The sequence below is a fragment of the Rhodococcus sp. Leaf278 genome, assembly GCF_001426085.1.
Classification (GTDB): domain Bacteria; phylum Actinomycetota; class Actinomycetes; order Mycobacteriales; family Mycobacteriaceae; genus Rhodococcoides.
This window is the reverse complement of the sequence record NZ_LMRR01000018.1, coordinates 35,796-46,988: the sequence shown is the minus strand read 5'-3', so window position 1 is coordinate 46,988 and position 11,193 is coordinate 35,796. Positions and strand designations below refer to the sequence as shown.

Genomic DNA, 11,193 nt, shown 5'->3' with positions numbered 1-11,193 from the left:
TACAGCAATGTATGCAGGTGACTGGTACTAATAGGCCGAGGACTTACCACAAAGAAGCTACGCGTCCACTGTGCAATATCTGAAACAACACACGAGTTGTTCAGTAACACAACCGAATACACGAATCCGCCACCCCACCGTATGTGTGGGTGACAGGTTCGCTCGTGACACTGTTTCGCAGAGTTACGGCGGCCATAGCGGAGGGGAAACGCCCGGTCCCATTCCGAACCCGGAAGCTAAGCCCTCCAGCGCCGATGGTACTGCACTCGACAGGGTGTGGGAGAGTAGGACACCGCCGAACACAACTTGAACCGGACAACCCCCGACCATCACGGTCGGGGGTTGTCCGCATTCGAAACCAATACTGCTGCAACATTATTCGCCGTGTGGGCCGTCCGATCGTGGAGGGCGTCGAACGTCCACAGCCGACGATCCTGACTGCAGTGTCTCGAGACTGCATATCGGAGCGCACAGACCGAAACGCTGCCGGCTCACCCAGGGAACGCAATCGTCAACGCCATCGTGAGCGTCCGGCACGCGAAGCAGCCGGGCAGAGGTCGCCCCAGCCGTCGATCATCAGACCAGCGGGGGCGTGGCCTACTTGGCCGGACTCACCGACTGGGTGGATCAGGCGTGAACGGCTTCGGGCTCATCCGCCGAAACCTTGACGTCCTTCGGATTCGCGAGGATCGTCTCCGCAGATCGTCCGCGAAGGGTGACTGCATCACCGAATTCCCAACGATCGGCTTCGGCATCGGCTGCACCTTCGACGGCAGTCTTAGAGGCCAGGATGGCTCCGGGCGCGTTCTTTGCCAGTTCGGAGAGTCGAGCGGCCTCGTTCACCGGATCTCCGATGACGGTGTACTCGAATCTGGATTTTGCGCCGACATTGCCGGCAACCGCGCGTCCAGCGGCGACGCCTACAGCGGCGCTGCATTCGGGAACCTCGATCAACAACCGTCTGGCAATTGCTCTTGCCGCAGCCAGTGCGGAGCCACAGTGGTCGGTAATTTCGTTCGGGGCCCCGAATATTGCGAGCGCTGCGTCGCCCTCGAATTTGTTGATGAAGCCGCCGTGTTCGTCCACCTCGTCGACGACGACTGCAAAGAAGCGGTTGAGCAGGTCCACCACCTCGGTCGGCGGTCGAGAGGCAGCCAATTCGGTCGATCCCACCAGGTCGATGAAGAACACTGCGATGTCGCGCTCCTGGCCGCCGAGTTCACTCTCGGATTGCAGCGCCTTCTCGGCTACTTCGTGTCCGACGTGTCGACCGAACAGGTCGCGGATCTTCTCGCGATCCCGCACGCCGTCGGCCATGCGGTTGAATCCGCTCTGCAGCTCGCCGAGCTCGGTGCCGTCGTACACAGCGAGTCGGACATCCATGTTGCCCTTCTCTACCTCAGCCATACCCGCACGAACGTTGTTGATCGGGGAGGTGGTTGCGAAGCCGCCCAACACGGTCAACGCGAAGCCGAAGACGATGGTGATCCCGCCGAGGGCAAGTATGGACACTGCGAGCTGGGTGGCATCCGTCTCGGGTCGAATGAATCGGAACACCGCGATCATCATCAATCCTGTGACCGGGACGCCGGTCCCCAGCAACCACGACAGGATGGAACGTCCCATGACACCGGCGATTCGGATGCGTCGTGGGTCGCCTGCTTGTAGGGCACGAGCCGCGATGGGCCGCAGAGCGAACTCACTGAGCAGGTAACTGAACGCGCACACGACTGTGCCGCCCGCGGCAATGGTGAAAGCCACCTTGGGGATCGCCTGGGGGTCGATGATGCCGTCGATCGTCGTCAGCAGGATCAGTCCACCGGTCCACAATGCGACCTGCATGCGAGTCAGACGCCACGGCATAGCAAGGGTCGCGACCTGCTCGGACCGAGTGGGCTCGCGATCCTCGATGCCCCACCGCAGACTGCTCAGGGCGCGCGTGGTGCCCCAGACGACACCGACCAGGAACGCGAGGAAAATGTATACCGGAGCGACGATGTAGTTGACCCACCAGTACTTGTCAGGATCCAGTACGTTCGGACCCGGAACGACGACACTGATCAGAACCCCGACTATCACCGCGCCGATCAGGTTCGACAGCACCAGGAACACCGTCAGCAACAGCTGGATGCGGATCCGGCGTCGACGTGGTGATTCGGAGGTGTCGCCGAGCAGTCGGGAACCCAGGGGAGCGGCAGATCGTCTCAATTGCGGCATGGTCGTCACAGACTAACGGGGCGCCTGCCTTATGGTGGTCGAGTGCGTTTAGTTATTGCTCGTTGCCAAGTCGACTATGTCGGCCGCCTCACCGCACACCTCCCGTCGGCTCGGCGTCTGTTGCTCGTGAAGTCCGACGGATCGGTCAGTGTGCACGCCGACGACCGGGCCTACAAGCCGCTCAACTGGATGTCTCCGCCCTGCTGGACGGTCGAGACCACCGAGGGCGAGACGATCAAATGGGTCGTCACCAACAAGGCCGGCGAGGAGCTTCGCATCACGATCGACGATGTGGAGCTCGACTCGAGTCACGAGCTCGGCATAGACCCCGGTCTGGTGAAAGACGGTGTGGAGGCCCATCTTCAGGAGTTGCTGGCCGAGCACGTCAGCACCTTGGGCGACGGCTACACGCTTGTACGACGCGAATACATGACGGCCATCGGCCCGGTGGATCTGCTGTGCCGCAACGCCGATGGCGGAACTGTGGCCGTAGAGATCAAGCGACGTGGTGAAATCGACGGCGTCGAACAGCTGACTCGGTATTTGGAACTGCTCAATCGTGATCCGCTGCTGGCTCCGGTCAGCGGAGTGTTCGCTGCGCAGGTCATCAAGCCCCAGGCGAAGACGTTGGCCACCGACCGCGGCATTCGTTGTCTCACACTCGACTACGACGTCCTACGGGGAACCGACAGCACCGAGTTCCGGCTTTTCTGACGACTGTCGGCACTGACCGGCCTGTTCTCTACACTGGACGTGTGCCTCGTCGTAACCAACCCCGCCGACCGAATCGGAGCGGCCCGAGTGATCTCGGTCCGGCAACCGACTCGGTACTTAGTGGCAACCGAGTCGAGGTAGGTCCGGATGGTGACACGTACACCTCTCGGATGGTCCCGGGTGCCAAGGCCGTCAAAACGTATCGCTGCCCCGGCTGCGATCACGAGGTGCGGCCGGGCGTCGCGCATATCGTGGCGTGGCCGTCGGACGATTTCGGGGGCGCGGACAACCGCAGACATTGGCACACCGGATGTTGGAACGGCAGAAACACGCGAGGCCTCACCCGTCGTTGGTCTTGACGGGGAGGCCTCGCGTGTACTGCTGGGTCAGGACGCCGAGTCGGCCGATTCCTTCTCGTTCTCGGCCTTTGCGGCTGCCTTTTCTTCTTCCTTCTTGAGAATTGCCGTCGGGTCGGGATTGTCGAGCAGTTCACTCTCCCGGTTGACCGACGCAAGCATGGCCGGAACCGAATCGAGCTGGCCACGGATTCCGAGCAGCTGAGCGAGTACTCGGCTGCGCAGCACGCGCAACTCCTCGGCCAGTTCCTTGGAGTGCGCGATCCGCCGTTCGGCCTGTTCGCTGGCGGACTGAAGCCGTCGAGCGGCCTCGGTCGTTGCCTCTTCGATGCGGCGAGCGGCATCGGCTTTGCTCGACGCTTCGAGTTCTTCGAGCGCCGACAACACCTTGGTACGGCGCTCCGCCATCGTGATCTCGAAATCTTCCTGAACCTCGGCGCGCTTGGCCTCGGATTCCGCGGCCAGCTTGTCGCGCTCGGCCTGCGCGGCCTCGACCACGCGGGCTGCCTCGGTGCGCGCCTGAGCCATCGTCTGCTCGTGCTCGGTCTCGAGTGCCGTCCGGCGCTCTTCGAGTTCTGCCACCAGCGATTCGTGCCGTCCCCGCAGCCGCGCACTTTCTTGCTGCGCAACCGAAATCATTTCCTCGGACTCCGAGTGCGCCTTCGCGCGTACCTCTGAAGCCTCGTCCGAGGCCAACCGCAGCATGCGCGAGATGCGATCACTCATGCCCTCCGCTGTTGTGGGCGGCACCGACAGGCGATCGATGTCCTTGCGCAGCTCGTCGATCTCGTCACGCGCGTCGTCGAGTTGCTTGGCCAGATCACGAGCCTGAGCTGCGGCCGCATCACGGTCGGCGGTCGTCAGCCGGAGCTCGGCGTCGAACCGCTCGAAGTAGTTGGTGACTTCGTCGCGATCGAACCCCTTCCGGACGATGGAAAAGGGAAGTTGCACCGTAGAAGTGCGCTCATGATCGATAGCCATGGCCGTCAATTTACCGGTGAGTCAAGTAGAGAGCCATACGGCTGATGAACAGAGTTCGATCAGTGCGCGTCGGGGTTCGGTTCGACGAGTTCGATGAGCACGCCACCGGCGTCCTTGGGATGGACGAAGTTGATCCGAGAATCGGCGGTACCCCGGCGCGGGGCGTCGTACAACAGCCGAACGCCGCGGGCGCGCAACTCGGTCGAGATTTCCTCGATATCGGTCACGCGGTACGCCAACTGCTGTAGTCCCGGTCCGTTGCGGCTGATGAACTTGGCGATGGTGGAGGAGTCGTCGATCGGTGCGAGCAACTGCAGTGCAGCGGACTTCTCTCCGGCACCGGGGAAAGAGAGCATTGCCTCGCGGACGCCCTGTTCCTCGTTGACCTCCTCGTGCACGGCAATCATGCCGAGGTGGTCGGTGTACCAAGTGATGGCAGCGTCGAGATCGGGCACTGCGATCCCGACGTGGTCGATTGCCGTCACCAGGTCGGAGCGGAGCGGAGCTCCCGTGAAAGACTGCGTACTGGAGGTCATGGCCATGACGTTAGCGCCAGCTGCGTTTCGGTGCTCCGCCCGCCGGTATCGGAAGGGGGCGTCGGAGCGTTGATCTCGACAAGGCCGTCTTCACACTTTCGGAGGAAATCGTGACCACAACAGTCATCGTTGCCGGCGCTCGTACGCCCGTCGGGCGCTTCTCGGGCGCACTCAAGGACTTCTCGGGATCGGACCTCGGCGGGATCGCCATCAAGGGTGCCCTCGAGAAGGCCGGTGTTGCTCCGGATCAGGTCGACTACGTCATCATGGGCCAGGTTCTCACCGCCGGTGCCGGCCAGATCCCGGCCCGCCAGGCAGCCGTTGCTGCCGGGATCCCGATGACCGTGCCTGCACTGACGATCAACAAAGTGTGCCTGTCCGGAGTCGACGCCATCGCGCTGGCCGATCAACTCATTCGCGCCGGTGAATTCGAGATCGTCGTCGCCGGTGGCCAGGAATCGATGACCCAGGCTCCACACATGCTCGAGAAGTCGCGCGCCGGATTCAAGTACGGCGATGTCACCATGCGCGACCACCTCGCGTACGACGGTCTCTACGACATCTTCACCGATCAGGCCATGGGCGCACTGACCGAACAGCGCAACCAGAGTTCCGAGGCCATCAGCCGCGAAGAGCAGGACACCTTCGCTGCCGCGTCGCATCAGAAAGCCGCCGCCGCGTGGAAGAACGGCGTGTTCGACAACGAAGTGGTTCCAGTATCGGTCCCGCAACGCAAGGGCGATCCGATCCAGGTCACCGAAGACGAAGGCATCCGCGCCGACACCACCGTCGATTCCCTCGGCAAGCTGCGCCCCGCATTCGACAAGGCCGGAACCGTCACCGCGGGATCGGCGTCGCAGATCTCCGATGGTGCTGCCGCCGTCGTGGTGATGAGCAAGGACAAGGCCGAGTCGCTCGGTTTGACCTGGCTCGCCGAGATCGGCGCGCATGGAGTGGTGGCCGGCCCCGATTCCACGCTGCAGTCGCAGCCGGCCCGCGCCATCGCCAAGGCGTGCGAGAAGGACGGCATCGACCCGAAGGATCTCGACGTCGTCGAGATCAACGAGGCGTTCGCGGCGGTCGGAATTGCTTCGACACGCGAGCTCGGGATCGATCCGGAGATCGTGAACGTCAACGGTGGCGCAATCTCGATCGGACACCCGCTCGGCATGTCCGGTGCCCGTATCGCCTTGCACTTGGCACTCGAGCTGCAGCGACGCGGCGGCGGAGTCGGCGCAGCCGCACTGTGCGGCGGCGGTGGACAGGGCGACGCCCTCATCGTTCGAGTACCGAAGCAGTAGGGGAGCGGTGGCTCTGGTCGGGAATGAGACCAGAGCCACTACGTTCTGTCGTAGCAAACCGGGCACAATGGCTGGCATGACCAACTTCTTCAACCTGAGCAGCACGGCCACACGTTTCCGTTTCATTGCTGTGCTCGAAGCGTTCACCTGGCTGGGACTGCTGATCGGAATGGCCTTCAAGTACATTCCCGCCGATGGCAACGAAATCGGCGTGAAGATCTTCGGGCCTATTCACGGCGGCGTGTTCGTCGTGTACCTGGTCATCGCGGTGTTGACGGCAGTGAAGTTGAAGTGGGACGTCAAGGCAACGTTGCTGGCGCTCGTCGCAGCGTTCCCGCCGTTCGGCACGGTGATCTTCGAGATCTGGGCCGCGCGCACCGGACGCCTGGCCGAGCTCAGCACGGGCCGGCCGGTACCCGACGCGAAGGTGCTGTCCTGACTGCCCGCAAGTGGATGACACTTCGCGTTAGTGACAAACTGTAGGACGTGACTCGACCCGGTTCCCGTCCTCCCGTCCGCCCGTCAGCTACCGTCCCCGCCTCGATTGCCGGTGCTGTCGACCTGTCCGTTCTCAAGGACCGTCCGGCACCTGCTCCCGCGGCCGAGCCCGTCGGTGACGCCGGGGGACTGGCACCTATCGTGGATGTGACCGCGGCGTCGTTCGAGGCCGAGGTGCTGCAACGGTCGACTCAGGTCCCGGTTATCGTCGATCTCGGTTCGGCCCGATCCCCCCAATCGCAGGCGTTGACACGACAGCTCGGTCAATTGGCCGTCGAGGCCGGCGGCGCGTGGGTGCTGGCCCGCGTCGACGTCGATTCCAATCCGCAGATCGCGCAGGCGTTCGGTGTGCAGGCCATTCCCACCGTGGTCGCCGTTGCAGCCGGTCAGCCGCTGGCCGACTTTCAGGGAACGCAGTCGGACGAGCAGCTGCGTCAGTGGCTTCAGGCCGTCGAGCAGGCGACTGCGGGAAAGCTCACCGGGCCTCCCGGGGCAGCTGCTGCGGAACCGGAACCCGAGATCGAAGACCCCAGAATCGTCGCCGCCGAGGAAGCCATCGACGAGGGCGACTTCGACAAGGCGGCGGCTGCGTACCAGGCGATCATCGAGGCCGAACCGAAGAACACCGATGCCGTCGCGGCGCTGCGTCAGGTCAAGTTCCTGGCTCGGGTGCAAAACGTAGCACCGGACGCCATCGAGACCGCTGATGCAGACCCAGCCAACGTCCAGGCCCGTATCGAGGCTGCAGACGCGGAAATGGCTGCTCAGCAGCCGGAGGAAGCATTTGCTCGGTTGATCGACGGCATCAAGATCAGTGCGGGCGACGACCGGACTGCACTGCGCACCCGGTTGCTCGAATTGTTCGAGCTGTTCGACGCGGCCGACCCACTGGTGGTGTCCGCCCGGCGCAAGCTCGCGTCCGCTCTGTACTGAATTCCTCAGCTGTAGCGCGAGTCGCACAGCTGCTTGCCGCCGAGAACTCCCGAGCGGAAGGCGTCGACTCGGGAGAATCCGGACGGCAGCGTCGTTCCGTTGACGTCGCTGGCCGCCAAGCCGTCGCTCAGTAGACCGGACACGGCTTCGTCGAGATCGCCGGGGGAGAGCACGATGTCGAGACCGGTGTCACCGCTTTCGGCGCTCATCGCCGAGGTGATGACGCCCGAGAGGCACGCCGAACGCAGAGCGGTCTGCGGGTCGTCGAGAGTCTGACCTGCTTCCTTCTGCACCGCGAGCGTGTACCGCGACGCGAACAGCACGTAGGCGCTGTAATCACCGGAGACGTTGAGCGGCAGGATGTCTCCCCGCTGCGGGGTCTCGGGCTGGCCCACTTCGGCCAGGTCCTCGACGTCGACCCCGATGGTGTTCGACGACGGGCAGTACGACACCGGCGCGGTGGTTTCGGCATCGGAGCATCCGACGTCCGAACCGGAGTAGTCGACTTCTGGCGGATCGGCTACCGGCAGTACTTTCTCGAAGGATTGAGTGAACAACCCGAGAGAGTCCTCGGTGACCGGGAGCTCGCCGGAGTCGTCGGGGTCGCTGAACTTCTGCGGCAACGATGCTCGACGCGAATCGATTTCGGCCTCGTCGATGCTCGTGCAGGCGGCCGCACCATCGGTGAAGCCGATCTGTACAGCCGTCACCCGCTCGAAGGCGGAGCCGTGCACCGACTCCGGATCGTTGGGGTCCACATCGCGCACCGCGACGGTCGCGGCGAGAACGCCGTTGAGACCGTCGGAGGTGTTGATGGTGAAGTGCGGCGAATCGCCCTCTGCGACATGGCGAATGAACGCGCCGGCGAAACAGTCGGCCTGTTGCTCGGCGACGATGGTCGGCGTGTCGTCACCGACGAGTCCCGATTGATTCTGAATGGCGTGACCGTATTCGTGAGCGATCACCATCACCACCGACATCGGTCCGAATGCGTCGACCAGAGCAGGAAGCAGAATGGTGCGATCCCACCCGATCGAGTCGTCGCGCGTGCAGTAGGCGGCGTTGGGAATTCCGCCGGTTCGGTCTCCGCAGAACCTGACGCCGGATCCCTCGTCTTCCGAGGCGTCCCACGAGACGACTTTCGAGATCGGCGTGAACGAACCCTTGAAGAGGGCTGGATACTGCTCGGCCCAGAACTGCTGAATGTCGTCGATCGCGTTGGTGGCGAGGATGTCGGAGTCGGTGCCCTCGGCGTTCTCGACCTCGATCGTGGAATCTGGGACGCCCGGACGCGGCCCGCTCGGTCCACTCGTGACCGGCAGTCCGGCGACGGTGAACGGGTTCTCGTAGATGGATACGGCGTTGCCGCCGACGGACTGCGCGCACGAGGCGAGGAGGAAGAGCCCTGCAGTGGCGGCCGCGGCCAGTAGTCGGGGTGTGCGGCCGCCACTCATCTATCGCTCCAGTTTTATCCAGATCGCCCCGTTGGCGGGAAGTGCAACCTGGCCTGACGCCGGTCGACCGTGCCACGAGTGCGATGTTGCTGTCACTTCACCCAGGTTGCCCATTCCGGAGCCGCCGTATTCCGTTGCATCGGTGTTCAGGATCTCGATCCAACGGCCGGGTTCCGGTAGTCCCACACGATAGCTGCCGTGCTCCGAACCGGAGAAGTTGAAAATACACGCGATGACCGAACCGTCGGACCCGTACCGCAGAAAGCTCAGCACGTTGTTCTCGGTGTCGTTCGCGTCGATCCACGAGTACCCGCTCGGCGAGGTGTCGAGCGTCCACAGTGCCGGATGCGACTTGTACGTCGAGTTCAGATCGGAGACAAGGGATTTGACGCCATTGTGCAGCGGCTCCTCGTCGATCTGGTACCAATCGAGGCCGCGTTCCTCGGACCACTCACGGGTCTGGCCGAACTCCTGGCCCATGAACAGCAGTTGCTTGCCCGGGTGCGCCCACATGTAGGCGAGCATTCCGCGCAGCCCTGCTGCCTTGGTGTAGTCGTCACCAGGCATCCGAGTCCACAGTGTTCCCTTGCCGTGCACCACCTCGTCGTGGCTGATCGGGAGCAGGTAGTTCTCACTCCACGCATAGACGAGAGAGAAGGTGATCTCGTGATGGTGGTAGCTGCGATGGATCGGATCACGCCCCAAGAAGCCCAGGGTGTCGTGCATCCAGCCCATGTTCCACTTCATGTTGAAGCCCAGTCCGCCGACGTTCGTCGGGCGGGTGACACCGGGCCACGCCGTCGATTCCTCGGCCACGGTGACGACGCCGCGGTGCTTCTTGTGCACCGTCGCGTTCATCTCCTGCAGGAACGTGACGGCCTCGAGGTTCTCCCGGCCGCCGTAGATGTTCGGAGACCAACCGCCCTCGGGGCGTGAGTAATCCAGGTACAACATCGATGCAACGGCGTCGACGCGGAGGCCGTCGATGTGGAACTCGTCGATCCAGTACAGCGCGTTCGCGACCAGGAAGTTGCGTACCTCTCGGCGACCGAAATCGAAAACCAGTGTGCCCCAGTCGAGTTGCTCTCCACGCTGAGGGTCGCCGTGTTCGTAGAGCGGGCCGCCGTCGAAGCGGGCCAGGGCCCATTCGTCTTTGGGGAAGTGGGCAGGCACCCAGTCGACGATGACGCCGATTCCCGCGCTGTGCAGGTGGTCGACGAAGTAGCGGAAGTCGTCGGGGCTGCCGAACCGTGATGTGGGTGCGTAGTAGGACGTCACCTGGTAGCCCCACGACCCGCCGAAGGGGTGCTCGGCGACTGGGAGAAGCTCGACGTGGGTGAAGCCTGTTTCGGTGATGTACTCGGCCAGTTGCTCGGCCAGTTCGCGGTATCCGAGGCCCGGTCGCCACGACGCCAGGTGGATCTCGTAGACACTCATCGGTGCCTGTGTCGGCTCGATGCCGGCCCTGGTGTCGAGCCACTTCTCGTCGTTCCACGTGTACGACGACGCGGTGACGACCGATGCGGTCGACGGCGGAACCTCGGTGGCGAAGGCCATCGGGTCGGCCTTGTCCTTGACCGAACCGTCGGCACCGTTCACACGGAACTTGTACAGCGCACCCGGCGCGATGTCGGGCACGAACAGCTCCCACACACCGGTCGAGCCCAATACCCGCATGGGCCAGCTGCGGCCGGTCCAGCCGTCGAAATCACCGACGAGTGTCACACCCTGCGCTGCCGGGGCCCACACTGCGAACGAGGTCCCGACCACTGGACCGTCCGGTGTCGCGTACGACTGCTGATGTGCGCCGAGGATGTCCCACAGCCGCTCGTGCCGACCCTCACCGAACAGGTGCAGATCGAGCTCACCGAGGGTGGGGAGGAACCGGTAGCCGTCGGCCGATTCGGAGACGTGCCCACCGGGCCACGTCACGACGAGCCGATAGTCGATCAGGTCCTCGAACGGCAGCAGCGCCGAGAAGACCCCGTGCGCGACGTGAGTCAGCTCGTGGTCGACACCGCCGACCCGCGCGACGACCTTCTCGGCGTCGGGCTTGAGGGCTCGGATGGCCGTTCCGCCGGGAACCGGATGGGCACCGAGAACGGAATGCGGGTTGTAGTGCCGACCCGCTGCGATGAGTTCGAGATCGTTGTCGGACGGGGCTGCGACGGTGTCTTCGGGCGTCGTCGGATTCTTGGTCACG

Annotated in this window: 10 protein-coding genes and 1 rRNA gene; 6 read left to right on the top strand and 5 right to left on the bottom strand. The window is 63.7% G+C overall.

All coding sequences use genetic code 11. The features are described from left to right. Positions 1–184: 184 nt before the first annotated feature. A 5S ribosomal RNA gene (rrf, locus tag ASG84_RS16545) occupies positions 185–301 on the top strand. Between the two features lie 326 nt (positions 302–627). On the opposite strand, the gene ASG84_RS16540 is transcribed toward rrf, so the two are convergent. Beyond that, complete coding sequence (locus ASG84_RS16540) at positions 628–2,217, bottom strand: adenylate/guanylate cyclase domain-containing protein (RefSeq protein WP_057478140.1); 1,590 nt, start codon at positions 2,215–2,217, stop codon at positions 628–630. 42 nt (positions 2,218–2,259) lie between these two features. Here ASG84_RS16540 and nucS point away from each other — a divergent pair, with 42 nt between their 5' ends. Both nucS and ASG84_RS28235 read left to right on the top strand, forming a co-directional pair. Next, the gene (gene nucS, locus ASG84_RS16535; protein ID WP_032394670.1) at positions 2,260–2,931 is read left to right on the top strand and encodes an endonuclease NucS; all 672 of its coding nucleotides are present in this window, start codon (positions 2,260–2,262) and stop codon (positions 2,929–2,931) included. Between the two features lie 41 nt (positions 2,932–2,972). Continuing rightward, positions 2,973–3,290 (top strand): ATP/GTP-binding protein, encoded by a 318-nt coding sequence (locus tag ASG84_RS28235; RefSeq protein ID WP_082521041.1) that lies wholly within the window; start codon positions 2,973–2,975, stop codon positions 3,288–3,290. Between the two features lie 27 nt (positions 3,291–3,317). On the opposite strand, the gene ASG84_RS16530 is transcribed toward ASG84_RS28235, so the two are convergent. Together ASG84_RS16530 and mce are read right to left on the bottom strand one after the other, a co-directional pair. Beyond that, positions 3,318–4,268 carry a hypothetical protein gene (locus tag ASG84_RS16530; protein ID WP_057478132.1) on the bottom strand — a complete coding sequence of 317 codons (951 nt, stop codon included), beginning with the start codon at positions 4,266–4,268 and terminating at the stop codon, positions 3,318–3,320. A 59-nt stretch (positions 4,269–4,327) separates the two neighbouring features. Then, positions 4,328–4,810 carry a methylmalonyl-CoA epimerase gene (gene mce, locus ASG84_RS16525; RefSeq protein WP_442970969.1) on the bottom strand — a complete coding sequence of 161 codons (483 nt, stop codon included), beginning with the start codon at positions 4,808–4,810 and terminating at the stop codon, positions 4,328–4,330. Between the two features lie 104 nt (positions 4,811–4,914). Between mce and ASG84_RS16520 the strand changes: the two genes are divergently transcribed. The 3 genes from ASG84_RS16520 to ASG84_RS16510 all read left to right on the top strand — a co-directional run bounded on the left by ASG84_RS16520 (position 4,915) and on the right by ASG84_RS16510 (position 7,536). After that, entirely contained in the window at positions 4,915–6,105 is a 1,191-nt protein-coding gene (locus ASG84_RS16520; RefSeq protein WP_057478131.1) for an acetyl-CoA C-acetyltransferase, read from the top strand. Positions 6,106–6,172: 67 nt separating this feature from the next. Next, the gene (locus tag ASG84_RS16515; RefSeq protein WP_200936609.1) at positions 6,173–6,544 is read left to right on the top strand and encodes a DUF3817 domain-containing protein; all 372 of its coding nucleotides are present in this window, start codon (positions 6,173–6,175) and stop codon (positions 6,542–6,544) included. 104 nt (positions 6,545–6,648) lie between these two features. Then, positions 6,649–7,536: a tetratricopeptide repeat protein gene (locus ASG84_RS16510; protein WP_057478137.1), complete on the top strand. Its 888-nt coding sequence runs from the start codon at positions 6,649–6,651 to the stop codon at positions 7,534–7,536. Between the two features lie 5 nt (positions 7,537–7,541). On the opposite strand, the gene ASG84_RS16505 is transcribed toward ASG84_RS16510, so the two are convergent. Both ASG84_RS16505 and glgB read right to left on the bottom strand, forming a co-directional pair. After that, the gene (locus tag ASG84_RS16505) at positions 7,542–8,990 is read right to left on the bottom strand and encodes a hypothetical protein (protein ID WP_057478130.1); all 1,449 of its coding nucleotides are present in this window, start codon (positions 8,988–8,990) and stop codon (positions 7,542–7,544) included. Beyond that, positions 8,991–11,192 carry a 1,4-alpha-glucan branching protein GlgB gene (gene glgB / locus ASG84_RS16500; RefSeq protein ID WP_032376027.1) on the bottom strand — a complete coding sequence of 734 codons (2,202 nt, stop codon included), beginning with the start codon at positions 11,190–11,192 and terminating at the stop codon, positions 8,991–8,993. Position 11,193: the final 1 nt, after the last annotated feature.

What these genes read in the sequence shown, in the direction of transcription:
- ASG84_RS16540 (WP_057478140.1), bottom strand. Translation starts at nt 2,217, where the DNA reads ATGCCGCAATTGAGACGATCTGCCGCTCCCCTGGGTTCCCGACTGCTC.
- ASG84_RS16530 (WP_057478132.1), bottom strand. Translation starts at nt 4,268, where the DNA reads ATGGCTATCGATCATGAGCGCACTTCTACGGTGCAACTTCCCTTTTCC.
- mce (WP_442970969.1), bottom strand. Translation starts at nt 4,810, where the DNA reads ATGGCCATGACCTCCAGTACGCAGTCTTTCACGGGAGCTCCGCTCCGC.
- ASG84_RS16515 (WP_200936609.1), top strand. Translation starts at nt 6,173, where the DNA reads ATGGCTGGCATGACCAACTTCTTCAACCTGAGCAGCACGGCCACACGT.
- ASG84_RS16505 (WP_057478130.1), bottom strand. Translation starts at nt 8,990, where the DNA reads ATGAGTGGCGGCCGCACACCCCGACTACTGGCCGCGGCCGCCACTGCA.